The organism is Azospirillum sp. (genome assembly GCF_050789165.1).
The window spans coordinates 39,418-62,995 of sequence record NZ_JBOZRT010000009.1 but is presented as its reverse complement, the minus strand read 5'-3'; the positions used below and the strand labels follow the sequence as shown (position 1 = coordinate 62,995).

At 67.5% G+C, this 23,578-nt stretch carries 22 protein-coding genes and 1 pseudogene; 2 read left to right on the top strand and 21 right to left on the bottom strand.

The window, feature by feature from the left end:
* Positions 1-40: 40 nt before the first annotated feature.
* The 12 genes from ACRWK7_RS01110 to ACRWK7_RS01055 all read right to left on the bottom strand — a co-directional run bounded on the left by ACRWK7_RS01110 (position 41) and on the right by ACRWK7_RS01055 (position 12,234).
* The gene (locus ACRWK7_RS01110; RefSeq protein WP_431854318.1) at positions 41-226 is read right to left on the bottom strand and encodes a hypothetical protein; all 186 of its coding nucleotides are present in this window, start codon (positions 224-226) and stop codon (positions 41-43) included.
* The gene (locus ACRWK7_RS01105) at positions 223-672 is read right to left on the bottom strand and encodes a hypothetical protein (RefSeq protein ID WP_431854317.1); all 450 of its coding nucleotides are present in this window, start codon (positions 670-672) and stop codon (positions 223-225) included. Before ACRWK7_RS01105 ends, ACRWK7_RS01110 begins: the two co-directional genes overlap by 4 nt.
* Positions 669-5,723 (bottom strand): TipJ family phage tail tip protein, encoded by a 5,055-nt coding sequence (gpJ, locus tag ACRWK7_RS01100; RefSeq protein WP_431854316.1) that lies wholly within the window; start codon positions 5,721-5,723, stop codon positions 669-671. The genes ACRWK7_RS01105 and gpJ overlap by 4 nt, the downstream gene beginning before the upstream one ends.
* A 13-nt stretch (positions 5,724-5,736) precedes the next feature.
* On the bottom strand, positions 5,737-6,774 hold the full coding sequence (locus ACRWK7_RS01095; protein ID WP_431854315.1) for a hypothetical protein: 1,038 nt from the start codon (positions 6,772-6,774) through the stop codon (positions 5,737-5,739).
* Positions 6,774-7,505, bottom strand: coding sequence for an NlpC/P60 family protein (locus ACRWK7_RS01090; protein ID WP_431854314.1), 732 nt, complete (start codon positions 7,503-7,505; stop codon positions 6,774-6,776). The genes ACRWK7_RS01095 and ACRWK7_RS01090 overlap by 1 nt, the downstream gene beginning before the upstream one ends.
* A 4-nt stretch (positions 7,506-7,509) precedes the next feature.
* Positions 7,510-8,226 (bottom strand): phage minor tail protein L, encoded by a 717-nt coding sequence (locus ACRWK7_RS01085; RefSeq protein WP_431854313.1) that lies wholly within the window; start codon positions 8,224-8,226, stop codon positions 7,510-7,512.
* Positions 8,223-8,567 carry a phage tail protein gene (locus tag ACRWK7_RS01080; RefSeq protein ID WP_431854312.1) on the bottom strand — a complete coding sequence of 115 codons (345 nt, stop codon included), beginning with the start codon at positions 8,565-8,567 and terminating at the stop codon, positions 8,223-8,225. Before ACRWK7_RS01080 ends, ACRWK7_RS01085 begins: the two co-directional genes overlap by 4 nt.
* Positions 8,568-8,608: 41 nt before the next feature.
* Positions 8,609-10,129, bottom strand: coding sequence for a phage tail tape measure C-terminal domain-containing protein (locus ACRWK7_RS01075; RefSeq protein ID WP_431854311.1), 1,521 nt, complete (start codon positions 10,127-10,129; stop codon positions 8,609-8,611).
* Between the two features lie 3 nt (positions 10,130-10,132).
* Complete coding sequence (locus ACRWK7_RS01070) at positions 10,133-10,441, bottom strand: hypothetical protein (RefSeq protein WP_431854310.1); 309 nt, start codon at positions 10,439-10,441, stop codon at positions 10,133-10,135.
* Positions 10,438-10,770 carry a hypothetical protein gene (locus ACRWK7_RS01065; RefSeq protein ID WP_431854309.1) on the bottom strand — a complete coding sequence of 111 codons (333 nt, stop codon included), beginning with the start codon at positions 10,768-10,770 and terminating at the stop codon, positions 10,438-10,440. Before ACRWK7_RS01065 ends, ACRWK7_RS01070 begins: the two co-directional genes overlap by 4 nt.
* Before the next feature lie 76 nt (positions 10,771-10,846).
* Complete coding sequence (locus tag ACRWK7_RS01060) at positions 10,847-11,689, bottom strand: hypothetical protein (protein WP_431854308.1); 843 nt, start codon at positions 11,687-11,689, stop codon at positions 10,847-10,849.
* An 86-nt stretch (positions 11,690-11,775) separates the two neighbouring features.
* Positions 11,776-12,234 (bottom strand): hypothetical protein, encoded by a 459-nt coding sequence (locus tag ACRWK7_RS01055; RefSeq protein WP_431854307.1) that lies wholly within the window; start codon positions 12,232-12,234, stop codon positions 11,776-11,778.
* Between the two features lie 302 nt (positions 12,235-12,536).
* On the opposite strand from ACRWK7_RS01055, the pseudogene ACRWK7_RS01050 reads away from it, so the two are divergent.
* Positions 12,537-13,351: pseudogene (locus ACRWK7_RS01050) on the top strand (hypothetical protein).
* Between the two features lie 76 nt (positions 13,352-13,427).
* Here ACRWK7_RS01050 and ACRWK7_RS01045 read toward each other — a convergent pair.
* The 4 genes from ACRWK7_RS01045 to ACRWK7_RS01030 all read right to left on the bottom strand — a co-directional run bounded on the left by ACRWK7_RS01045 (position 13,428) and on the right by ACRWK7_RS01030 (position 16,047).
* A complete protein-coding gene (locus tag ACRWK7_RS01045) occupies positions 13,428-13,901 on the bottom strand; it encodes a hypothetical protein (protein ID WP_431854306.1) in 474 nt (157 codons plus the stop codon).
* 20 nt (positions 13,902-13,921) lie between these two features.
* Positions 13,922-14,605: a DsbA family protein gene (locus ACRWK7_RS01040; RefSeq protein ID WP_431854305.1), complete on the bottom strand. Its 684-nt coding sequence runs from the start codon at positions 14,603-14,605 to the stop codon at positions 13,922-13,924.
* A gap of 149 nt (positions 14,606-14,754) precedes the next feature.
* Positions 14,755-15,507: a thioredoxin family protein gene (locus ACRWK7_RS01035; RefSeq protein ID WP_431854304.1), complete on the bottom strand. Its 753-nt coding sequence runs from the start codon at positions 15,505-15,507 to the stop codon at positions 14,755-14,757.
* Between the two features lie 126 nt (positions 15,508-15,633).
* Positions 15,634-16,047: a hypothetical protein gene (locus ACRWK7_RS01030; protein WP_431854303.1), complete on the bottom strand. Its 414-nt coding sequence runs from the start codon at positions 16,045-16,047 to the stop codon at positions 15,634-15,636.
* Positions 16,048-16,348: 301 nt separating this feature from the next.
* Here ACRWK7_RS01030 and ACRWK7_RS01025 point away from each other — a divergent pair, with 301 nt between their 5' ends.
* Positions 16,349-17,020, top strand: a complete 672-nt coding sequence (locus ACRWK7_RS01025) for a DUF302 domain-containing protein (RefSeq protein WP_431854302.1) — start codon at positions 16,349-16,351, stop codon at positions 17,018-17,020.
* A 118-nt stretch (positions 17,021-17,138) separates the two neighbouring features.
* On the opposite strand, the gene ACRWK7_RS01020 is transcribed toward ACRWK7_RS01025, so the two are convergent.
* The 5 genes from ACRWK7_RS01020 to ACRWK7_RS01000 all read right to left on the bottom strand — a co-directional run bounded on the left by ACRWK7_RS01020 (position 17,139) and on the right by ACRWK7_RS01000 (position 23,558).
* Positions 17,139-17,648, bottom strand: coding sequence for a transposase (locus tag ACRWK7_RS01020; RefSeq protein WP_431854355.1), 510 nt, complete (start codon positions 17,646-17,648; stop codon positions 17,139-17,141).
* An 84-nt stretch (positions 17,649-17,732) separates the two neighbouring features.
* Positions 17,733-19,850 (bottom strand): HlyD family efflux transporter periplasmic adaptor subunit, encoded by a 2,118-nt coding sequence (locus ACRWK7_RS01015; RefSeq protein WP_431854301.1) that lies wholly within the window; start codon positions 19,848-19,850, stop codon positions 17,733-17,735.
* Positions 19,851-19,861: 11 nt separating this feature from the next.
* On the bottom strand, positions 19,862-21,208 hold the full coding sequence (locus ACRWK7_RS01010) for an efflux RND transporter periplasmic adaptor subunit (protein WP_431854300.1): 1,347 nt from the start codon (positions 21,206-21,208) through the stop codon (positions 19,862-19,864).
* Between the two features lie 5 nt (positions 21,209-21,213).
* Positions 21,214-21,966, bottom strand: coding sequence for an efflux RND transporter periplasmic adaptor subunit (locus tag ACRWK7_RS01005; protein ID WP_431854299.1), 753 nt, complete (start codon positions 21,964-21,966; stop codon positions 21,214-21,216).
* A complete protein-coding gene (locus ACRWK7_RS01000; RefSeq protein ID WP_431854298.1) occupies positions 21,963-23,558 on the bottom strand; it encodes a TolC family protein in 1,596 nt (531 codons plus the stop codon). The genes ACRWK7_RS01005 and ACRWK7_RS01000 overlap by 4 nt, the downstream gene beginning before the upstream one ends.
* Positions 23,559-23,578: the final 20 nt, after the last annotated feature.

The window sequence follows — 23,578 nt, the reverse complement described above, 5'->3', positions numbered from 1 at the left end:
CTGTCAGGTTCTATAAATCAAAAATGATTGATTACGCTAGTCACGAATACGGCAACTCTTCGCGAATCGCCGCGAAGTCGGCTTGCATACGCTCCAGCTTTTCCGGTTGTCCGTTCCGGGCGTCGTTCAGCGCTTCGAGCTGCTGCGCCGCCGGCCAGAGGGTGAGGTAACGCCGCTCGCGCAGGCGGGCGATCTCCTCGCGGGTGCGGGTCTTGAGGATCTTCACAGGTCCACCTCGAAGGTTGCATCCAGATGCGGCCAAGCCTGGACGGTGATGGTGTAGCGGCCGGGCGCGTCCGAGTACTCGAACGATCCGTCCTCGACGGTGTAGCTCTCGCTGGTGCCGAGCGCGTTGCTGCGCACGGTCACTGTGGCAGGGGACGGCAGGTCGAGCAGGCTAGTCGGTGCGGAAGGGCGCGGGCGCACCACCGGCTGCGGGCCGGACAGGTCGACGTAGTCGGCATGCAGGTCGGCCTTGCCGACCAGCCAGTCGCAATCCGGCACGTGCTGGTGTTCCAGGTCGAACGGCGCGCAGTTGCCGGTCTGCACGATGCGGCCGGTGGCCGGGTCGTAATGCAGGACGTCCCAATCGCCGGGCGATGGACCGTGCCGGTTGGGGACCGGGCCGCTGTAGGACGTCGATCGGGAAATCCAGTCCGGGCGAGTGGTCATTTGCGCAGCTCCACGGCAGAAATGGCACAATAGTGATTGAAGTAATACTCGTTCGACAGGTAGTCGCCGAACCATGTGTTGTAGGTCGTCCATGAGTGCACGCCCGGTCCGGGCTGCTCGATAAATGCGGTGGCGAAGCTGATCGGCGTCTGCGTCCAGCCAAACGAAGCCGCCATGCCGCCGCTGTCGCCGCCCCCCTGCGACACGCCGTTGACGCTGAACGACGACTTCATTGCCCCGCGGACCGCCGTGATGAGCACGCGCTTGCCGGTGGTGCTCAACGACACGGTGGCCGAGGTGGTCCCCTGCGCCGCGTTCATGTTGCTGACGGCGAAGTCCTCGATCTTCTGGCCGTTGATCGTCAGGTCCCGGATGTGGGCGCGGTCCACCGCCAAGTTGTCGATCTGCGCGCTGCCGACGACGCGCAGGCCCAGCTGATTCTGGCTGTTGATGATGACTTCATTGGAACGGATATGCGCGCCGGTAACCGATTGCGCTTCGATGTGGCGGGCGCTGATCGCATTGGCGGCGATCTGGTTGGCGGTGATCGAGCCGGTGACGAGGCGTTCGCCGTCAATGATCGTCCCGCCGAAATGCGCCACGAGGTTCGAGCCGCCGTAGTACGACGCCAGCCGGATCCGGTCGTTGCCGATGGACTGCATGTGGTCGGAGCTGGCCGACAGCGAATTGCTGCCGCGCACCCAATAGATGTGATTGGCGCCGTACGCTTCGCCGCCAGACACGTCGACCTTCGCGACGGTGCCGTTCTCGTCGATGTACTGGATGTTGCCGGCGGTCCAGACGACCTTGTTCTCGTTGCGCCGCGGCTCGAACTGCAGGCCGCCGCCGGCGACGATGCCCCGCGCGCCGATGGTCAGCCTGTTGGCGCTGATCGTGTTGGCCGAGATGGCGCCGCCGTTGATTTCGGCCGAGTTCGGCCCGGCGCGCCAGTCGCCCAGCGTCGTCGAGCCGGCGATGGTGATCTTCCCGGGATCGATGCGGGTGCTGCCCTGGTTGATCCTCACCGTCGGGTCGCCCACGGCCGTCGCCACGTCGCCCAGTGCCTGCCCGTTCACTGTCACCGACCCGGCCAGCACCGATCCGGCCCGGATCTTCGAGGCGTCGATCTCGGCGATGTGGGCGGAGTCGATGATGGCGTTGGCGATCTGCGCGCGCTGGGTGATGATCGCGGTGGCGGCGATCTTGTCGGCGGTGATGGCCCCGGCCTGGATCTTGCCGGCGGTGATCGCGTTGGCGGCGATCTGGTCGGCGGTCACCGCGCCCGCCGCGAGCTTGGCCGTGGTGATCGAACCGGCCTTGAGCTTCGGCGTCGAGATGCTATCGCTGCCGATCTGCGCTTCGGCGATCTGCCCCTCAATCTCCGTGAAGTCGAACGCCGGCTTCCAGCGCTGCGTCTCCGCGTCCCATTTGTAGAGCTTCTGGTCGGATGTCAGGAAGGCGTACTGCACGCCCGTCTGCGGTCCGTCGGCCGGCAGTTGGCTCACCAACGGGATGGGGCCGAAGTCGGCGGGGAAGTCAGGAAGCTGGAGGCTTGCCGGCATCACCTCGACCGGACCGGTCCAGTCGCCGGCGTTGCCGGAGGTATCGACCGGACGTACCCAGTAGAACAGCCGGTCGCCCGGCTGCAGGCCGGAGCGCGTGGCGACGCTCTGCGCCCCCGGTGTGCCGGCCTGGGTGCCGAGCCGGATCGCGGCGTCGCGATTGCTCGTCGCGCCCTCCCAGATCTCCGCGTAGGCATAGTCGGGATCCGACGGGTTCGTCCACGTCAGCCACGCCGAGCGAAAGCCGGCGTCGGCCGCCAAGTCCGTGACCGGAGCCGGCGGAGTGCTGTCCCTGGTCGAAACGATGGTGGCGATCTCGGAATAGGCGCTGCGGTTGGCGGAGCTGTCCACCGCCCGGACCATCACGTCGTAGGAGACGTTGGGATCAACCGTCCAGGTGTACGAGGTGCCGGTCGTGGTAACGAACTGCCACTGATCTTCGCCCTCGTCGGTCCGCTTTATGGCGATCTCGAATTGCGCGAAGTCGCGCGCCGTCGAGGCGTTCCACGTCGCGGTAACGCGCGCCTTGCCGTCCTCTCCCATCCCGGTCGTGAGCTGGGGCTTGTCCGGGCGATCGGGTGGCGTGGTGTCCACGATGAACGCCGCCTCGACGAATATCTCGTCGGTGATGTTGGCCTCGTCGGTGCCGAAGGCGTCGTAGTGCGCCACGCGTACGTAATAGCCGATGTTGGGATCGCTGGGGATGACGTAGGAGTTGTCGCGCCCCTGGGCCACGACGTGGTCGGCGTCGGTGATGAAGCCGGGACTCTCGCTGCGCCAAACGTAGGTGCCGGCGAAATCGTTCTCGTCCGGCAGGTCGAAGGTGATGAGGATGACGCCGATGCCGGAGGTGACGTTGAGGTTCTTCGGCAGCGGCAGCGGCGGGTTGTAGGCCTCCAGCCGCGTCGCCCGGCTTTCACGCCACAAGGTGTCGCGGATCGCCACCTCGACCAGGATGCGCCGCCGCGCCGCCGCCGCGCCGATCCGCGCCGAATCCGCGCGGTTCATCTCCAGGAAGTAGCGGAACTCCGGCTTGGTCGTGTACTCGGTGCGCAGCAGCGTCTTCGTTGCCGGGTCGTAGATGCGGACCACGTAGTCACGGAAACGCGGGTCCACCCGGCCGGCGCCGGCTCCCGGCTCGCTGGTCAGCTCCCAGCTGGTGTCGGGAAAGTTGCCGCGCCAAGTGAACAGCGGATCGCGCGTCGAGAACGTGGTGTCGGCGCCTTGGCCATCAACCTGGAGGTGGCTGACGGAGAGGTCGGGGATCTCCTCCCAGCCCCGCGTCGTCAGCGCCAGCACCGCCGGCCGCGACGTCGAGCCGTTCCAGGCCACCGTGCGGACCTCGAAGCGGTAGGCGCCGATCTCCACGTCGTCGAGGTCGTAGCTCGTCGTGTTGAGCGGACCGTATGTGTAGACGGCGCCGGACGGCGTGATCACGGTCAGTCGATAGCCGGTGAGGTACTGGTACTCCGCGGCGCTCCACGACAGCGTGACGCGCGAGCGCGGCGCGCCGTTCTTCTGATAGCGGGCCTCCTGCGCCGTGAGGTTGCCCGGCGCCGGGATTTCGTTCGTCGGCCGGATGTAGGGCGGTTCGGCGATGTAGAGGCCGTTCTCGATGCGGGCGTACTTCGTCGGATCGTGCCGGAGCGCGGTGATCTCGTACGTGTTCTTGCTCTTTTCGCGCACGGCGCGCACGCGGAACAGGCGCGGCGCCAGATTGCTCGCCGTCAGCACCCACATGGCGTTCGGCTCCGGGGGCTGGGCGAAGGGTCCGCTCAGCGAAAGGCGGTCGATGCGTCCGGCGCCCGCGGCGTTGACGACCGTTTGCGTGCCGATGGTGCCGTCCGGCAGGACCACCGACAGCGAGTAGCTCTGCCCGGCGTCGAGGTCCACCGCGTCGTCGAGGGTCAGCAGCGTGCCCGCCGCGTCGATGGCCGCCAGACGGCCGCCGAAGCGCGCGTTGGCGTAGCTGGGATCGGCGAGGGAGATCAGGTCGCCGGGGCTGACGTCGGCGTGGTCAAAGCTCGCCTCGTAGGTGACGGTCTCGGTTTCGTGCTGCTCGCTGTCGAGCATCCACATCCCCATGCGCCGCGCCTGCGAGCGCTTGGTGCAGCCGAAGGCGGTGATCTCGATCGGCCGCCAGCCGTATCGGGCGATCATTTCGGGGTTCTCGACCACCTCGATGGTCGGCTTGTAGGCGTCCTCCGGGTCGTTCCACGTCACCAGCGCGACCGTGTGGCGAGCCTTCAGCGCCGTGCCGGAATAGGTGAAGGTGCCGCCGAGCACGTTCGCCGGGCTGACGAGCTTCACCGGGTCGCCCGGCATGTCGGCCTTGGCGCAGACCGAGCCCGCCGCCCAGAACGCCATACCACGGAACACCGAGCAGATCGCCTGCACGACCTGGTAGGCGTCCTCGCGCCCGACGATGGCGCCGTTGAAGGTGTAGCGCGGCTCGAGGATGTCGGTGCCGTCCGCGTTCTTCCGGCCGCTCGGCACGCCCTGGTCGCAGTACTGAGCGATCTGGTAGAGCGACCACTTGTCGACCTGGGTGGCGGCGATGCTGTCGCCGAGGCCGTAGCGCGGGTTGGTCAGGATGTCGTAGAGCACCCAGGCCGGGTTGTCCGTCCAGGCGAGTTTGAACGTGCCGTTCCACAGGCCGCCGTAGGTGCGCGCCGTCGGGTCGTAGTTCGCCGGCACCTTGACCTTCAGCCCGTTGACCTCGTAGGCGCGCGTCGGCACCTGGCTGCCGAACTGCTGGGAGTCGATGGTGAGCGCGATCAGCGCGGAATCCGGATAGGTGAACTTTCCGTCGATGATCTCGGAGTAGTGGCTGAAATAGGTCTTGTTGTTGAGCGCGGCCGAGGTGCTGTCCGGCGTCATCCGGCGCACGCGGACATCCCACGGCGCGCTGCCGGCCAGAGCGATGCGGTAGGCGCGCTCGTAGCCGCTCGTCGTCTTGCCGGTGATGGTGTCGTCGACCTTCGTGGTCCAGGCGCCGCCGTTGGCGCGCACGTCGATGGCGATGCGCACGCTCGTTCCGTGCAGGTCGCCGTTGGAGGTGTCCTGGTTGACCAGCGCCGGAATGTTGATGGTGACGCGCGCGCCATCGACGTTGGGGTCGGCGATCGTGCGCACGACCGGCTGGCTGGCCGTCACCTCGACCGACACCGCCTGCTCGGTCTCGGCCGCCGCGAAGCCGTCGATGTGCGGCTGGTCGGGCAGGCCGGAGCGCCACGCCCAGGTGACGCCCTGGAAGTTGTTCTGGCCGTCCGGCCCCTGAAGCGGCGTGTCGTTGAAGTAGATGCTCTTGGCGCCGTCGACCAGGCCGGCGATCTCGCCTTCGCCCAGCAGGTCGATGATGCGCGCCGTCGCGCGGGACTGCAGGGTGTTCGGGTCTTCCGTCGCCCCCGAACCGCCGCCGTCCTTGCCCCCGCCGCCGGAACCGCGCACCCGCGGGCGATCGAGGAGGTCCTCTTCGAAGATTGTCATGGCTGTTCCCCAATCAATGGACGTCGATGCCGCCGGTGTTGGCGTTCGGCGCCGGACCGACCTCGGCCGTGCCGGTGCCGATGTCGGCGCCGAGCAGCGAGACCGCGGTGACGGTGATGCTGGCGTGCGTGCCGGTCCAGATGAGGCCGTCGGCGCCCTGGTCCTTGGTGACCGTGGCGCCGACGCCGAGCGCGGTGCCGTCGGACGTGGTCAGCGCGCCATGCCCCGGAGCCGGCACGCTGCTCCCGCCCTCGCCGACGATGATGACGCCAACGTCGGGAATGGTGATGGCGGCGATCCGGTAGTGGTCGACGTAGGCGCCGGTGGAGGTCACATGGACGATGGACTGCGCGGTGGTCTCGTCGATCATCGTCGGCGTGCCGGCGTCGATGGTGAGGCCGGCGGAGGTCGGGGTATCGACCTCGACCGCTTCCGTGTCGATACTGGCCGAGACGACCGTCGAGCCGACCCGGCAGCGGCCGTAGATGAGCGGTACGGCGCCACCCTGCTCGGTCAGGTTCACCGGACCGCTGAACAGGTAGGACTGGCGCTTGTCGACCGCCTCCAGGCTGCGCGCCTTGGGCTGCGGGCTGAGCATCTGCGACACGCCGGCCAAGGCCATCATGACACCGAACTTGGCGATGGCGCCGTAGGATACGCCTATCCCCACTCCGGCGATGCTTGCCTCCGCCTGCATCGCGGCCGCCAAGCTGGTTCCACCCGTAGGGGGGGCGGCAATGATTGCCACGGCGATGATGGCGATGCCGATCACCACTTTGACGCCGCCCTTGTTGCCCGACCCCCGCGGCAGCGGCATGACGTGAAGGTCGCTGCCGCCGAGGCCGAAGCGCAGCTCGTCCTCGCCCAGTTGCATTCCCGTCCTGGGGTGGCCGCGGACGATCTTGTAGACGCCGTCGCGGACGGCGGCGAAGAATCGGCCGGGGAAGTTGGCTTCCAGCGCGCGGAACGCTTCGGCGGCGTCGCGGACGTCGAGGAAGAATGGGCCGCCGAACTCGCGCTTCAGCGCGCCGTGCAGAACGATGGTGGGCATCAGGCGAGGCTCCTGTGGCGGAGGGCGTGCGTGACGTGCTTCATCCAGGGACCGAGCGGCTCACGCCGGCTCAGGCGGTCCTGCAGGTGGTGCAGCACGAGGCCGTTCTCGACGACGACGCCGGCGTGGTTCGGCACCGGTGAACGGATCTGCATCAGCACGCCGTCGCCAGGCTTGAGTTCGCCCGCATCGATGCGGACGAAGCCGTTGCGTTCGAGGTTGTCGAGGTAGAGGTTCTCACCGGCGTCCCACCACGCGTTGTCGCGCGGCACCTCGGGCAGCAGGACGCCGTAGCGCGTGCGGTAGCAGTCGCGCACCAGCGCGTAGCAGTCGGTGACGCCGTGCCGGAACTCGCGGCCGATCAATTCGGGAACGTCGTGCTCGTCGCCCCAGATGATCGGCTCCGAGGCCCGGATGCCGTCGGTGGCGATGATGATCCAGGGAACCGCGGTGGCGATCTGGCCCTGCATGTCGCTCTTGGATGGCCAGGGCATAATGCGCGCCGCTTCCGGGTCGCTGGCGCGATGGGGATGGGAGTGCACGACCGCCTGAACCCGGCCTTCGTACGAGCGCCATACGCCATCGGCGACGATGAAGCCGTTGAGCGGATCGGCGGCGGTGTTGGCTTGCGGCAAGTAGCGGCCGCGAACGATCAGGCCGCACGCCTCGCGCGGGAACTCGGCCAGCGCGTGGGCCTGCATGTCGGCGATGCATTTTCGCGTCGGTTTCATGGGATCACATCCTCAGGCGCGCCACGCCGGGGAAGGCGCGCGTCGGCAACGGTGCCGCGGTGCCGAAACGCAGCCGGCAGTCGGAGATCCGCTTGCCGCATGCGTCGGCGGCGGCGGCGGACGGCGTGCCGTCCGGCTTGAAGCCGCCGCTGCCGGTGAAGGGGCAGGTGGCTTTCGTATAGTCGAACGTGCCGGCGCTGGCGTCGAAGCGGCGGTAGCGATGGGTGCAGGCGTCCCGCAGAATCTGGCGCCCGGGCAGCATGCGGCCCTCCTGGTCCATCGCCGCCGACAGCTCCCACTCGACGAAGACCTTGTTGGCGCTCACCTTGCGCTCGACCTTGTAGACGTCGATCGGGAAGGTGGCGCTGGAGTCGGCCTCGGGCTGGCCGTCGAGAAAGCGGCGGAACGTGCGGATGCGGTAGAGCACTGCACCGAGAAGGTCGCCGTATTCGTTGGCGATCGAGCCCACCATGCGGTCGGCATTGGAGACGCGGATGCGCGGTGTCGGCAGCGACCCGACGCCGGACCACTCGAACCCCTCGGCGTCGATGTCGACCGGCGTGTAGGTGATGCCGCCGAACGTCACCGGCGCGCCCTCGGACGTCGACTGCGTGAAGCAATAGACGCCGCCGCCGAGCGCTGCCGCGTCCATGCGGAACAGCACGACGTAGGGATCGTTTGCGAGTTTCTGCGCTTCCTGCGCGATGTTGGCCGGCGTCATCGGTCGAACACCTGGGTGAATTTGACGGAGAGCTTGGCGAGCGGCGTGTTGCGGCTCTTGCTCCATTCCTGGCAGACGAAGGTCTTCGCCTGTGACTCGCCGGGCGGCGTGTAGAGGAACGCCTCAGTTCCGCCCCGCTCGTGCAGGAAAAGGAGGATCTCATCGATCTCAGCGACCGGCCCTTCCCAGACGAACTGGTAGAGGTAGCGGATGTGGTTGAGGCCGTCGGGCGCGCGCTGGCGGTATCCATCGCCGAAATCCGCTTTGATCAGTTTGATTTCGGGGTGGATGTCGGTCCCGACCGTGGGGTTGAACGGGGGTGTCAGGGTCAGCGGTTGCATGGTGGCTCCGGATCGGTCAAATAAATCATACTTGATTTATATTACGCGGCGAGCATGCCGCCCGGCCGCATCTGCTGGCGGATCTCGCCGGCGACCATGCCGCGCAGTTGCTCCTGCACTTGGCGTCCGATGCGTTCGGCGAGGTCGCTGTTCTGCTGCGGCGTGCCGCCGGCGGCGGTGAGGTTCACGTTGACCGTCTGGTTGACCACCTGGCCGCCCAGGCTGGCCATCTGCTCCGGCGTGAAGACGCCCTCGCCCTTGCGCAGGATGGCCGGCACCTCGTCTGAGCGTAGGCCCGGGAAACCGCCGGTGTGGAACTTCCGGGCGTTGGCGAACAGGCCGGCCGGCACCAGACGCGAGAAGGTCGGTTCAAGTCCGGCGATGCCTCCGGAGTGGTATGCACCGGTGAAGTTTTCCCAACCAGGTGTCGTTGCAAGTCCACCGCCGCCAGTTGCGAACCCCGTAAGCCAACTCAGCCCTTTGCTGATCCAGCTGAACAGGCCGCCGGTCGCATCGGGTATCACCTTGAGCCCCTTGTCGATCCAGTCGAACAGCCCGCCGCTGAACACCTTGCTCATCATCGCTTTGATCTCGATCTCGACGAGGCCGGTCAGAATGGTCTTGGTGAGATCGCCGAACTTGGCCTTGCCGGTCACCACCAGCGTGCTCAGCCGTGCGGACAGGTCGGTCAGCCAGCCAGCCCCCTTCTCCTTCAGGTTCTTGGTGGTGTTGCCCCAGTCGCTCATCAGATCGTCGAAGGACTGCTTGTTCTTGTCCTTCGCGGTGTCTCCACCACCGGCCGGCTGAGCGGCGGCCTCCTTCCCGGTACCAGCCGGCTGCTCCGTCGCCGCGGAGGTGGCGGCGGCAGCCTGGACCACCGGTGCATTGCTGCCGGTCGCGGCGGCCGTGCCCTTGCCGCCGGTGTCGCCGGTCAGCCAGCCGAACAAGTTGCCGATGGCATCCGGAAGCAGCTTGAGTCCCTTGTCGATCCAGCCAAACAGTCCGCCGCTGAACAGCTGGCTCATCACCGCCTGCAGTTCGATCTGGACCAAGCCGGTGAGGGCCGTGGTGCGGACCTTGTTCCAGTTCGACTTGCCGGTGACCAGTTGCTTGCTTAGTTCGGCGGAAATGTCGGTCAACCAAGCACCGCTTTCCTTCTTCAGGCGTGCGTTGGTGTCGCCCCACGAGCGCAACAGCTCATCGAAGCCTATGGCCTTGGAGTCGGGAGCCTTCTCGCCTGCGTTCGCTGGCGCGGCGGCCTTCTTCCCATCGCCGGCGGACGGCGGCGTGTCGGCCGCCGCGGGGTTGGCCGCCACGCTCTTGAGGTCGGCGGTCGCCTTCCGGACCTTCTCCATCTTCCCGAGGACGTCGTCGGCCTGGCTCGACAGCTTGCGCAGAGCGTTGCCGCTCTTGCCCGCCGCGTCCAGGAACACCGCGAAGGCATCGAGGGTGGGCTTGACGTTGCGCTCGAAGCCCTTGATCGACTGGCCGAGTTGCGACAGGCGGGTTTTGAAGGAGCCGTCGACCAGCTCCAGTTCGAGGCGGACCTTGTATGCGGTCATGGACTACCCCTTCATGCTGTTTGCCAGATCCTTCAATTCGAGGAGCCCCTGGCGGTCGTATGTCGTGTCGATGGTGAGGACGACCTGACCGATCCGCTCCCGGAGTCCCGCGGCCTGTTCGCGATAGGCGTCGCCGTTCAGCGCGCAGATAGCTCCGGTCATCGCTCGGAGATCCTCTTCCGCGGTGACGCGGTCGAGATTGCGGTGCAAAAGCCAGAACGCCCGGATCGGGAGGCTCATCAATTCCCAGTAGCCGAGCCCATAACCCCTGAGAACGCGGGAGAAGACGAACCCGAAATCGAGTTCGATCACTTCCCCCGCGTCCGAGGGTTTTTCCTGGGTCCGGCAGACTCGTCGGCCTCGCCGGGCTGGGTGAAATCCAGGATCCTGTTGAGCTGTGGGAGGGTGAGCCCCATTAGTTCATCCTTGGCGATGGTGGGGAAACCACGCTGGATGAGCGTGATCATCAGCTCGAACTCCTGGGCCAGTTCGAGCGTATTGCCCTGCGCCTGGATCATCCGGGTGTTCTCGATGAAGTCGGCCACGCTCATCGGCTTGAGCGTATGCTCCCGGCCGTTCAGCTTCAGCACGCGTTCGGCTGCCCCGGTGGGCAGGTTGTCCAGATCGAGAAACGTTGGCATGCCGCCGTCCTTGCAAGAGGAGGAAATTGGCGGAGCGGCAGGTCCTTCTGCCGCTCCATAATTCAATATTGATTTACTATGCGGCGTCGCCTACGACGAACAGCAGCTTCGTTGCCGGGTCCGGGTAACCGTGGAACTCGACATTGTAGACGCGTTCGGCATCCACCTTGTAGGCGAATTGCAGAGCGCCCGTGGTCGCCGCCCGCGGGATGACGAAGTCCTCGGACTGGTCGCCCTCAGGCAGGGCGACCGGATGCAGCACGAGTCGCTGCACGCTGTCCAGCAGTGAGCGCCCGACGCCGGTCTCCACCTCGACGCGGGCCGCGTCGCCGATCGTGCCCCCCGAGAGCGCCGAGCCGGAAACAGTGATGTTCGCACCGGTCTTGCTCAGCGTGAAGGTGTTGCCGCCGGTGCCGATCACCCGATGGGAGATGCTGACGCCGCCGTCACCGGCCTCATACGTGGCCACTGACAACGACGCATTGGCCGAACCGTTCAGCACGGCCGTGGTGTTCAGAGCCGTCTCGGCTACGTTGGCGCCGATGATGATGTCCTCGCCGCCGAGCATGGCGGTGCGGAAGGTGAAGGTCACGCCGTTCACCACGATGGTGTCGCCGGGCGAAGGCTGGCTGGTGAACGTGATGGAACCGGTCGCCTTGGCACCGGTCGCCCCCACCATGCTAGCCCCCGGCACGACTTTGATGAGGTTTTCCAAGGTGGTTTCGGCCAGCGGAACCTTCACCTTGACGTTCCGCCCCATGATGTACTCGTTGACCTCGGTCGAACCGAACTGATCGACCGTGACCTTATGGGTTTCCGTCGCCACCTCCACATCGACGCCGCCCTTGGTGTAGCCAAGGTCGACACCACCGTAGGTGATTTTGCAGACTCCCATCTTCACATTTTTGGCGTCAGACATGTCTTGTGGACCTCTTTGCGGTTGGAAGCTCAGCTGTCAGGAGAGGATAGGGTTTCGCCATGGTGTAGTCAATCAATTTTAATTTACTATCGCGGTATGGCGACGAGGTTGACATCGAATGTGACGGTAAACTCCAGGCCGTTACCGTCCGCGCGCGAACCGACGACCACATCGTGGCGTGGGCGGGCGTGGTTGATGCGGTAAGGCCCGAGCGTGGTCGGTTGGGTGATCGTGGCGGCTTCGATGGCCCGTTCCATCAGGGCAAAACCATCTTCATGGGATATCGCGCGCACAATGATCTGAAACGAGGCGGCCGGCCAATAGCCGGGGATTTCGTGGTTGGCCGCATCACCGGCGGCGCTGACGGTCAGCGTCATGCCTCGCGCCACCTCGGCCGGCATGGAGTAGAGGCTGTCGATGGTGGCGCCAACGTTGAGCATGACGCCCCGCATCACCTCGGCCGGCATGGAATGGACGAACAGATCGGTGCCGATGGTGCCGACTCCGGCGCCGGCCAAGCGGCGTTGCATATCTTCCAGACGCATCAATCGATCTCCTTGCAATGCTCTCGTGATCTCTTCCGCCTTGTATCCGGCCTGGCAAGGTGCTGCGCGGATCGGATTGGACGTCGAAACCCCCGCTGAGCGGTTTGGATGCACGTGATTTGGAAAGGGCCTTGGGAGGGCCCAAGTCGGATTATACATAAATTTTGATTTACGATAACCTCTGATTCAAGCTCGGCGGATCGTGTCGCGCGGATAGGAGAGGGGGCCTGAGTAGCGAGGCCGTCTCAAACCTGGGGGAGGATGGTAAAGCGCACAGGGAAAGCAGCGAACCCGGGAGCGCAATGAAGTGGCGGGTGATGGTGGCGGTGACGGGTGAGGACGGCACGGTGACGCAGCACGTGACCTCCGAGGGTGAGCGCTCCGCCGTCGGTCAGTCGGCGACGCTCGGGTTGAGCCTGGCCGAGGGCAAGGTGATCCTGGCCAGCGTACAGCACGTCCTGGTAACCGCCCAGGCCGACGCGCACTGTCGCCACCGTCGCCGGTGCAGCCACTGCGGCGCGGCGCGTCCGCTCAAGGACCACCGCTCCCGCCGTCTGGTGTCGCTGTTCGACACAGTGGAGGTGCGCGCACCTCGCTTTGAGCCCTGCCGCTGCGGTGTGGCCTGACGTGGCGCAAGCGGTCAAGGGCTGGGCCACGGCGGTGCCGGCCGCCGCGGAGCGGGCGACGATGCTGGACGACGCCGTGGTCCGCGTCCGCTGGCGGCTCAGGCATGTCCAGACCGGACGGGCGCTGGACTTGATCGGCAACCTCCTGGCCCGACCTCGACGCCAGCCTGAAAGCCGCCGAGAGCCCGCCGGTCCGGAAGTGGCGACGCTGCTGCGCGCCTTGGAAACGTATATTGCCGGACAGGCCGACCTGATCATCGACTACGCCGCCGCCCGGCACCGGGGCGAGCCGATCTCCACGGCGACGACCGAAAGCACGGTGCAGCGCCTGCTGCACCGGCGCAAGGGCGCCAAACTAGCAGATGCGCTGGTCTCCACGCGGCGCCCATCGGATGCTGACGGCGCGCACCGCCGTGAAGAACGGCACCTTCGCTTCGGAGCACACCGCCGCTGAGCCATACGCCCGCCGACCTTTCTGGCGGGCGACATGATGACCACCCAGGTTTGCGACGGTCTCCGGGTGGACGGCGCCGCCCCGCGGGGCGGCGCCGTCGTGCTCTGCAAACATTAGGACCGGCTGATGCGTTCCCGGAGACCCTGGCCTGGCATGTGAACCGGGCAGACCACCGGGAGGCGGCGCTGCCTCCACTCCCATGCGACCGCCACTGCGGTGACGGCGGCGCCGGCCACGGCAAGATGAAGGCGGTACGGCTCGAGGTGCGTGAGCAGCAGTTCCGCCCCGAAGACCAGCAGCAGGAGCTTGTTGCAGGTCGGGCAGGCGATCCCGAGGAACCAGACAACGCTGCCCAACCCGGCACTGCGGGCTGAACACATCGGCCGCCGGATCGCCACGTAGATCCCGACCAGCACCGCCTGGACGGCGAGCAGCCAGATTTCGAAGCCCTGGGTCGGCGTCATGCGGGCGAACACGGGGTTCGGCCACACGGCGGTGACGGTCCCCAACATCAGGAACGTGGCCGTCGCCGCGGCGGCGCCTTTCAGGACGCGGGGCGCGGCCACCGCATCATCGACGAGACTCATGACGGTTACTCCACGCCGGTTCAGCCTTGCTTGTCGACGCGCTTCTTGGCGCGGACCTCGGCAACGATCTCCTTCATCGTCTTCAGGTCGAGGCCGCCGGGAATGAGATAGCTGCCGATGACAAAGCCCGGGGTCCCCTGGAGTTGCAGCATGGCCGCCTGCGCCGAAACCTCCTTGAAGGCGGCATCGACCTGCGCGTCGCGCTCCTTCAGGTCACGCTCGGCCCGCGCCAGGTCGAGACCGGCTTCGCTGGCCGCCTTGCGGATCTTCTCCTCGTCGAGGCGGCCGGGAATGTTCATGAAGGCATGGTGGACCTGTTCATAGCGATCCTGCCAGCGCGCGGCGAGTGCGATCTTGGCTGCATAGATCGACGCGGCGCCGAACACCGGCCAATGCTTGTGGATCACCCGGACGTTCTTGTCCTCGGCGACCAGCTCCTCCAGGAAGGGATGGACCTTGCGGCACACGGGGCACTGGTAGTCGAAATACTCGACCACCGTCACATCGCCCCGAGGATTGCCCACGACCACCGCACTCGGTCCGCGCGTCAGGGCGTCCGGGCCGAGTTCCGCCACCAGGGGCGGGGCCGCCGTGGCTGCGGCGGAGGTGGGGACGACGAAGGACTGGATGGCGATGGCCCCGGCGCCGAACACGGCGGCGGAGACGGCAACGGTGAGCAGGGTGGTGGCAAGTCGGGAGGTCATGATGGGACGCTTGGCTCCGTGTTCACAATAAAAGGGCTGCCGCACCGGCACACTTGGCTTCGGCGGATGGAACGGTGTGGCGTAAGGGCGGCAGGGCCGCTGGTCGCCCGGTGGATGAAATGCTTCGGACGGCGTGAGGGACGCCGAGGTCACCCTGCCGTCCGGGCCTTGCGGATGGCGTCCAGCACGGCGCCTTCCGACAGCAGTTCGGGCAGTATGAGGCCGCGCGGCGCCCCGGGGCCGTAGACCATGTTGAAGGGGATGCCGTAGCGGCCGTTCTGCGCGAAATAGGCCATGATGGCCGGGTCCGGGCTCGTCATGTCCGCCCGCATGGCGACGCCGCCGTCGCGCGACAGGGTGCCGACCACCGGTTCGCGGTCGATCACCAGCTTCTTGTTGACGATGCAGGTGACGCACCAGTCCGCCGTCACGTCGACGAAGACCGTCTGGCCCTGCGCGACCAGCTTGCCGATCTTCGCCGGCTCGAAGCGCCGCCACTGCGCCGATACCGCCGAGGCGGCGGCCGGGGCCGCGCGATCGAGAACCGCGGGAATGGCGACCGCCGTGGCGAGCGCGATCAAGGCCGCCGGCCCGGCCGCGCGGCTCACGGCTCCGGGGGAGCGCCAGTAGGTTTTCCAGCCGTCGTTCAATGCGATGCGGAGCCCGGCCGGGATGGTCTGCGACTGACCGGCGGCATCGACCGGGGCCAAGATCTGCACCGTCGAGGTCTTGGAGGATGATTGGGCGCCGACCGCCGCAGAGGCGGAGGCGGGCGCCAATGCCGTGAGCAGGAGTGCGGCCAGAACGGCGCGCGGAGAATAGCCGGTCGCGGTCTTGGCGATACCGCCGGACACGGCGGTGAGTGGCGCCAGCGATCGGCGCCGGTTCAGGGTGAATGACATGTCCTTGTCCGTCCGCTGAGGGGATCGGGCCGTGCGCGCTCCGGGTGGAGCGGTGGGCCATCTGCGGTCCGGCCACGGCTGGTCAACGACGGGCAATACCCGGCGGAGCGACGGATCCGTGGCCGCTCAGGCGGTCCGGCGCGGAGGCGGCAGGTCGGGAATGGTGGAGATGCCGCGGGACGGGTCGTCGGTGACGGCGGCATGCTCGTCGATGCTCGCCGGTGGCGGTGGAATGGTGACGGCGCCTGTGGGCAGTCCGGCGCAGATGCTGAGGCACTGGATGACCAGGCATTGCCCGGTTCCGGGTGTGACGCCGCTGCGGTCACAGGGTCGCCTGGTGCCGTCATCCGCGGACACGACGTGGCGGACATCGGGGGCCGGTGCAACGGCGGCCGCGGTGCCGATGAGCGCGCGCGACAGCTGGACGGTGCCTGCCCACACGGGCACCTTGGCGGCGCCCTGACCGGGGAACGCGACCAGCGCGGACAGCACGAGCAGACCCGCCAGCAATCCCCGAAATGTGCTCGTCAGCCGTGCCACGCACATCACCTCAACGCTCTCCTCCGTGGCAAAATGCCGCCGCGCCGATGCCGCAAACAACCCCGCTCACGGCTTCGTGAAGCGGTGCGCGGGAGACGCGTGTACCCACTCCAGCAACGGAGTTCCAAAACTCCTGAGGAACGACCCTGCCTCCAGGCTGTTCTGAACGCAAGCCTGATTTATTAGATATCACTCAAGTGTGATGGAGCTCTCATGGCCATAACGCGCCGAGCGATGCTCCCCCGAGCCGCCACTTTGGGCGCTGCCGCGAGATGTTCGCGCACCCCTTCCACATTACCGCGTGCGCTTCGAGGTGCTATGCCGCAACGGTTCCCGCCCCGATGTCCGCGACCAGGGTCTGCGCGACACCGTCCTGGTCAAGGAGCTGGTCGAACTCCTGGTGCGCTTCACCCAACCGGCGGAAACCAAGCCGTTCATGCACCACTGCCACATCCTCGAGCCTGACGACAACGGGATGATGGGCCAGTTTCTGACCACCTGGCTGGAAGCCGCCTCGGCGGCGGTTGTTGACTGCCCAGAGCCTACGCCCATCCCGACAGCAACGGAGACGATGATGACCTATCACTTCTCACGAATGATCGACCTGCCGTTCGACGACGCGATCGCCGCGACCACCGACGCCCTCAAGAAGCACGGCTTCGGCGTCCTGACCGAGATCGACATCCAGGCGACCCTGAAGAAGAAGCTCGACGTGGACTACCGGCCCTACCGCATCCTTGGCGCCTGCAACCCCCAAATGGCTTACCAAGCGCTCCAGGCCGAGGACAAGATCGGCACCATGCTGCCCTGCAACGTCATCGTCCAGCAGCGTGAGGACGGGAAAGTGGAGGTCTCGGCGGTGGACCCGGTGTCGTCCATGCAGGCCATCGACAACCCCAAGCTCGCCGACACCGCTGGGAAAGTACGGGACATGCTCCGGCAGGTCATCGACGAGATCGGCGTGCGGGCCTGACCCCGCACTCCTGCACAGCCAGGGAAAGCGCAACACGGGGCTCATCCTGGACCGAAGCCGAGGGGTGTTGGTGCATCGAGGTCCGCGTGGGCGCACCGATGCGGGACATGCCTCTTGATCAGGCGGTGCGGACGGAGTTCGGGCGTGCCTGATCGATCATCCGGTTCGGGATGGTGACGCCGACCGCCGCTTCGGCCTGCTGGCCGGTCAGCGTGCGAGTGTGAAGCTGATCGCCAGGAATGCGTTTGTAACGCGCCATGGCGGTTTCCGCCTTCGCCCTCTGCCCATAGTTCGTTTGCCTTTGCCAGCCCGGCCGCCCGTGCTCGGGGATGGTCTGGTGGATCGGTTCGCCGTCGTACGTGCCGTCAGCCATGGCGGTGCCGATGCGGCCGCTGGTCTGGCCGAGCAGTGGACCGACCTGGGAGGCCTCGCCGTCCCTGGTGGTCGTCAGGGTGGCGGCGACGATGCTGTTGCTGGCGGCGTCCACCGCCAGACGAAGCTTGTGCCAGGTCCGCGGCCCCCGTACGCCATGCATGTCGCGATGCCACCCGCCGGCGCCGTAGACCTTCAAGCCGGTGCTGTCGATCACCAGCGTGACCGGGCCCTCAGGCAGAGCGGAGGCCAACACCGGCGTCAAGCGCCTCGCCCGTCCCGCGCAATCAACTTTCAAAGCACGCTCTGACGACTTTTTGCGCCAACCACCGTCGGCGTTCTACAACCCGCTTTCGCGGATCAATACGCCCACGGCGGTGCGCCAGAACTGTGCGGCCAAGCTTTCGCTCTCGCCCTCCAGCAGAACGGTGCCGCGCTCGATGCGGGCTGGGGCGGTCAGCGGCTCCGTGGGCTTGAGCAGCACGCGATAGATCGGCGCCTCGGGAATCAGCGCCTTGTCCCGCCCCTCGTGCACCGGAACAGCACCACCGTGCAGCGAGGCCAGCGCGGGCTCAGGCAGCGCGCGGCTGCTGGCCGTGGCGATGGAGACTACCGTCGCCGGCACCCAGCGACGGCCGAGATCATTGGGCAGGAAGCGCGCCGCGGCGCCGACCGCGATGCGTTTCAGGTCAGCCTCGGGGATGTAGGCCTCAACGACGGCGGACGTGGGGTCGATGAGGGTTGCCAGCCGGACGTTCTCGCGCAGCCATTCGCCAGCCGCCAGCGGGTCGGCCACGTCCACCACCACGCCGTCGGCCGGTGCCGCGACGGTGAGGCGAACAGCTTCGGCCTCAAGCCCGGCGGCCTCGGTCTGGGCGGCTTCCAGTTCGCGCCACGTCGATTGCGTGTGCTCGATCAGATCACGGCTGAGACTCTGCACCTGGGTGCGCTCGCGCAGCGTCTCCACCTTGCGGCGGGCCTGCGCCAAGTCGTTTGCAAGGTCCGGGGACTCGAACCGGAACAGAACGTCGCCCTTCGCAACGGGAACGCCGGGCTTGACTGGCATCTCGGCCAGCCGGGCGCTCTTCGGCACAAAGAGCTGCGTCTGTTGCGCCGCCTTGAGGATCGCCGGGGCCGACACCGTGCCGCGCCACGGGAGCAGTGCCAGAGCCAACGCCGCGACGGCAAAGAGGCCGGTGACGAGCGCATGGCGGTTCGCGCGGACCCGGCCTCGGCGGCGCGCCCACTGCGACAGTTCGGCGGCGACGGGCTTGACGATGAACCACCCGATTTCGACGGCCATCAGGAACAGCCCCAGCAGCTTGAAGAAGACGTGATATACAAGAAGCGCGATGCCGAGGAACAGGAAGAACCGGTACACCCAGGTCGCGTAGGCATAGACCAGCAGGATGCGCCGGGTGCGTGGCGCGAACACCTCCGGCGCCGGGTCGCCGAACCCGAAGAGCGCTTCGCGCAGGCGCCAGCGCGCCAGCGCGAAGGCGCGATCCTGCAGGTTCGGCACGTCCAGCCAGTCGGACAGCAGGAAATAGCCGTCGAAGCGCATCAGCGGGTTGAGGTTCACCGCGAGCGTCAGGAGCCACGTCGAACTGGCGAGCAGGAAGACGGCGCTGCGCAGCGGCCCGTCGGGCAGGAAGCTCCAGGCCAGCGTAGCGTACGCGGCCAGCACCAGCTCGGCGGCCAAGCCGGCCGCGCCGATGGCGAGGCGCTGTCGGCGCGAGGGAAGCTTCCACGCCTCGCTGACGTCGGTGTAGAGCACCGGCCACAGCACCAGGAACACAACACCCATGCTCGGGACGCGGCATCCCAGACGCCGCGCGGTGTACGCGTGCCCCAGCTCGTGCAGCACCTTCGCTCCGGTGAGCGCCACGGCTGAGAGCAGAGCACCCTCCAGCGAGAAGAAGTGCAGGAAGGTGGTGCGGAAAGCGTCCCATTGCCGCAGCGCCAGATGCCCGCCGAGCAGCGCCGCCAGCACCGTCAGCGCCAGGAAGGTGCGGGTGTACAACAGGCTCACCAGCGGCAGCGTGGCGACCAGGATGCGGTCGGGGCGCACCAGCGGCAGGCGGATCGACAGATAGGTCTTCAGGAGCCACATCAGCCAGTGCGGCCGATGCGCCGCCGCAACGGCCTTCAACCGGCCAAGCGCCTCATCGCCGTGCGCCTGGAGCAATCCCTGTCCCCACAGAAACTTCGCGAAGCCTTCCACCTGCTCCGAGGTGGCGGGAATGGTGGTTTCAGCGGCGACGGACGCGGCGACGGACGCGGCGTCGCCGCGGTGCCAGCGCGACAGCATCTCCAGTTCCGCCCAGCCGACGCGGTAGAAGCGGTGGGCTGCCGGGTCGTGCAGCGTCCAACTCGGGGCACCGTCCGGCGTGCGCGGGCCGGGGTGCAGCGACAGTTCCTCGCGCAATGGCGGGAGACGGAGAGCCTGAGCGGGCACCGCCGCGCGCCCTACACGCCCAACCGCTGCCGCAGCGCGGCGAGCGGCCGGCGCAGCAAGGCGTAGCCCAGCGTGCTGTCCTCACCGTAGAGCTTCGCGATGCCCTTCAGGCCGATGCGGGGTACCGAGGTGCCGGAATCGAACGTCGCCTTCAGCCGGTAGGCCAGCACACCCTCCGGCGTGACGTCGGCCTGATAGCCGGCAAAGCTCAGGCGGGCCGGGATCGGGCGCTGCGGATCGACGTTGAGGAACAGCCTCACCTCCGCGCCGGTCTCCAGTGCGATGGCGTCGGCGACGGGAAGGCGGATCTCCAATTCGGTCTCCTTCGGATCGGCGACCACCAGAATACGTTTGCCGATGCCGACGGGCTTGCCGATCCAGTCGTTGACGTCGTCGAAAATGGCGATGCCGACGCGCGGGGCGCGGATCTCGATGCGGGAGAGCAGTTCCCGGACGTAGGCGACCTCCGCCGCCTGCTGGTCGACGCGGCCCTTGAGCGTGGCCAAGTTGGCCTTGCTGCGGCTGTCGAACAGCGCTTGCTGCGACGCCTGCCGGTGCTCCGCCTCGGCGACCTCCAGCGCTTTGCGCGCGACGTCCAGCCGGTTGAGCAGACGGGTGCGGTCGAGCGCCAGGAGCACCTGCCCCTCCGACACCGCCTCGTTCGGAGCCACTTCGAAGCGGTCGACCACACCGTCGATGGGGGCTCGCACCACAGTCGGCGCGCGGGCGATCACCTCGGCCGGGGCCAGCGCCGACTGCGGCATGGGCAGCGCCAGCGCTCCCGCGGCCAGCGCCAGGGCCAGCGCGACCAGCACCACCCGGCCGCGTTTCGGCAGGCGCCAGCCGCCGCGGCGGCGCTCCAGCGCGGACCAGGCGTGGCCATAGGCGTCGGCGACGTAGCCGAGCACATGGTTCTCCGCCGTGCTCCAGGCCTCGTCGCGGGCCAGGAGCAGCGCGCCGTTTGGGCCGAGCGGCAGCCACAGGCCATGCGGCGGCAGCCAGTCGGCCCAGTCGCGCGCAAGGTCCGGTGGCAGGTCGGCAGCGGCGAGCGGCACCGGCCCGCCGTTGCCGTGGGCCGCGTGCGCCCAAGCCAGGACACGGCCGAGCCAAAGCACATAAGGCGTGTTCCGGTCGACCAGCGGCACGCCGGACAGCGCGGCGACCCGGCCGAGGCTGCTCCACAGCACGGCCTGCCGGTAACGGACTAAGCCCGGCGTCTCGTTGACCGCCAGGAAGCCGAACTCCTCCACCGTCGTCGTGGCGCGGGCGCGGCGCTCGAGCTGGAGCAGACCGGTCAGCACCAGGAGTTGGCGGTTCCCCTCGGCCGGCGCGGCGTCGATCCTGGATGCGGCGGACATGCTGGTCATTCGCTCGGCGGCTGGAAGGTGGCGTTGCCGCTCATGCCGGCCAGCAGTTCCGGAAAGCGGCCGTCGATGGCGCCGAACACCTTGACCGACTGACTCACCGGGTCGATGCGGGCGGCGAGGCGGACGAGCTTGGCGGGGTAATCGCGCCCGGTCTCCTCCAGGCGCAGCGTGAAGGGCGTCCCGGGCTTCAACCAGGGCAGCCAGCGCGAGGGCACCGCCAGCTCGACCTCCAGCTCGCGGTCGTCGAGGATCTCCAGCAACTCGTGCCCTTCGCCAACGAACTGGTGCCGCTTCACCTTCAGCTCGACGACGCGGCCGGCGAAGGGGGCGGGCACGGCGCAGCGCTCGACCAGCGTGCGCATCATCGTCACCTCGGCCTCGGCTGCGGCGAGCTGGGCGGCGGAGGTCTCCATCTCCAGCGTGCTGTTGGAGCCCAGCTTGTCGAGGCGGGCGTGCACCTGGTAGGTCTTGCGGGCGCCCTGCAGCTGCGCCTGCGCCTTGTCGAGACGCGCCTTATGCAGCGTGCAGTCGAGCACCACGAGCTTCTGCCCCTCGGCGAAGCGGTCGCCCTCGCGCACCGACAGCTCGGCAATCTTGCCGGGGATCTCGGTGGACAGCACCGTGCTGCGCACCGGGCTGAGCTGGGCGCGGATCTCCGCCGGGGTGCCGGTCTGCGCTGCGGCCGCGCTGGCTACGGCGAGAAGCGCCATGAGAAGCGCCGCGGGGACCGTCGCCCTGACACCCATCATGACGTCGGCTCGCCCGCGGGCGCCTGCGCCGTTGGAACCGCGGCCGGCGGCTCCTCGTAGTGCAGGCGGCCGGCCTGCCAGTCCTCGGCGACCTTGGCGAGGCCGGCGGTGATGTCCTTGATGCCGTGGCTTTCCACGGTCTCCGGCAGGGCATCGAGGCCGAGGGCCACGTACAGGCTCGACATGGCGTTCTGCAACTCGGCGTAGGCGCGGTCGCGCGCCAGCTTGGCGCTGACCGCCAGCGCCTTGGAGCGGATGCGCTCCAGCGCCGACTCCGCGTCGGCGGTGGCGGCCTGCTGGACGTTCTCGTTGATGCGCCGCTCGATGCTCTCCAGCAGGCGCGCCTGCTCGAAGTTGGTCTTGCCGCGGACGTACTGCTGGTAGGCGACGTGCACCTGGGTCAGCGTCGCCACGTTCAGGGCCATGCGGCGGAAATCGCCAGCCTCCTCCTGCGCCTCGGCGGCGCGGATGGTCGCCGGGCCGGAGAACAGGTTGAGCAGGTTGTAGCTGAGCCGCGCCCCGGCCTCCGCCCACATGTTGTGGATGAGGTAGGAGTTGCTGTCGTAGTTGATAGAAGTGTTCAGGCCGATGCCCGGCAGCATGCGCACCATCGCCTTGCGCACCTCGGCCAGATTGACGCGCTTCTGGTACTGCTCCTCGCGCATTTCGGGGCGGTTGAGCAGCGCGATGGTCTCCATCTTCTCGATGGGCATGGCGACCTCAGGGATCACCTGGGTGAAGCCCTCCGGCAGAGCCAGCGTGAAAGGCTGGCCGAGGGGAAGGTTCATCAGCGCGGCCAACTGCGCCTTGGAAATGGAGAGGTCCTGCTGCACCGTCTCCAACTGGCGGATGATCTCGATCAGCGCCTTCTGGAAGCGCAGCGCCTCCAGCGGCGGCTTGAGCCGCTCCTCCTCGACCTTCTTCGAGTCATCGAGCGCCTTGCGGGCCTCGGTCAGGATCGGCTCGATCTCGCCTTGCAGGCGCTCGGCGCTGGCCGCCAGCCAGAACGACGCGCGCACCTGCTGGATGATGGAGTTGGCGAGGCGGCGGCGGCGCTCCTGCGCGATCAGCACACGGTCCGCCTGCTGCTTGGCCTGGAAGTAGCTGACGCCGAAGTCCAGCAGGTTCCAGGTCAGGCCGAGGTCGGCGGTGTAGCGCGTGCGGTCCTGGCTGATCGCCGGCTCGATCGAGCGGAAGTTGGTGATGGTGTTGCGGCTGAGCGACTCGTTCGCCTTGTCGCGGGTGTTGTAGCCGGCGCTGGCGGCCAGCTTCGGCAGCATGTCGTAGCTGCTGACGTCGAGCTGGCGGGCCTGGAGCAGTTGCTCCATCAGCGCCTGCCGGGCGTCCAGGTTGTACTTGATGGCACGCGCCATCGCCTCGGCCAGGGAGACCGGGCCGGTGACCGGCTCCTGGTCTGCGTAGAGGCGGGTACGGTCGGCCTGCACCTGGGTAAAGCGCTCCTGCAAGCTCAGCGGTTCCAGCTCGACCGCGCAGCCGGCCGCCAGCACACCCACCGCCGCCAAAAGAGTCAGGCGCAGCGCCCGGCGGCGGCGCCGGACAAGCCCTTGGATGCGCGCTTCAGCCCACGCCATTCACCGACACCCTCATTCCC

Excerpts from the sequence above, each read along its gene's own strand:
- ACRWK7_RS01105 (WP_431854317.1), bottom strand. The coding sequence starts at position 672 with ATGACCACTCGCCCGGACTGGATTTCCCGATCGACGTCCTACAGCGGC.
- gpJ (WP_431854316.1), bottom strand. The coding sequence starts at position 5,723 with ATGACAATCTTCGAAGAGGACCTCCTCGATCGCCCGCGGGTGCGCGGT.
- ACRWK7_RS01095 (WP_431854315.1), bottom strand. The coding sequence starts at position 6,774 with ATGCCCACCATCGTTCTGCACGGCGCGCTGAAGCGCGAGTTCGGCGGC.
- ACRWK7_RS01090 (WP_431854314.1), bottom strand. The coding sequence starts at position 7,505 with ATGAAACCGACGCGAAAATGCATCGCCGACATGCAGGCCCACGCGCTG.
- ACRWK7_RS01085 (WP_431854313.1), bottom strand. The coding sequence starts at position 8,226 with ATGACGCCGGCCAACATCGCGCAGGAAGCGCAGAAACTCGCAAACGAT.
- ACRWK7_RS01080 (WP_431854312.1), bottom strand. The coding sequence starts at position 8,567 with ATGCAACCGCTGACCCTGACACCCCCGTTCAACCCCACGGTCGGGACC.
- ACRWK7_RS01075 (WP_431854311.1), bottom strand. The coding sequence starts at position 10,129 with ATGACCGCATACAAGGTCCGCCTCGAACTGGAGCTGGTCGACGGCTCC.
- ACRWK7_RS01065 (WP_431854309.1), bottom strand. The coding sequence starts at position 10,770 with ATGCCAACGTTTCTCGATCTGGACAACCTGCCCACCGGGGCAGCCGAA.
- ACRWK7_RS01060 (WP_431854308.1), bottom strand. The coding sequence starts at position 11,689 with ATGTCTGACGCCAAAAATGTGAAGATGGGAGTCTGCAAAATCACCTAC.
- ACRWK7_RS01055 (WP_431854307.1), bottom strand. The coding sequence starts at position 12,234 with ATGCGTCTGGAAGATATGCAACGCCGCTTGGCCGGCGCCGGAGTCGGC.
- ACRWK7_RS01045 (WP_431854306.1), bottom strand. The coding sequence starts at position 13,901 with ATGAGTCTCGTCGATGATGCGGTGGCCGCGCCCCGCGTCCTGAAAGGC.
- ACRWK7_RS01040 (WP_431854305.1), bottom strand. The coding sequence starts at position 14,605 with ATGACCTCCCGACTTGCCACCACCCTGCTCACCGTTGCCGTCTCCGCC.
- ACRWK7_RS01035 (WP_431854304.1), bottom strand. The coding sequence starts at position 15,507 with ATGTCATTCACCCTGAACCGGCGCCGATCGCTGGCGCCACTCACCGCC.
- ACRWK7_RS01010 (WP_431854300.1), bottom strand. The coding sequence starts at position 21,208 with ATGTCCGCCGCATCCAGGATCGACGCCGCGCCGGCCGAGGGGAACCGC.
- ACRWK7_RS01005 (WP_431854299.1), bottom strand. The coding sequence starts at position 21,966 with ATGATGGGTGTCAGGGCGACGGTCCCCGCGGCGCTTCTCATGGCGCTT.
- ACRWK7_RS01000 (WP_431854298.1), bottom strand. The coding sequence starts at position 23,558 with ATGGCGTGGGCTGAAGCGCGCATCCAAGGGCTTGTCCGGCGCCGCCGC.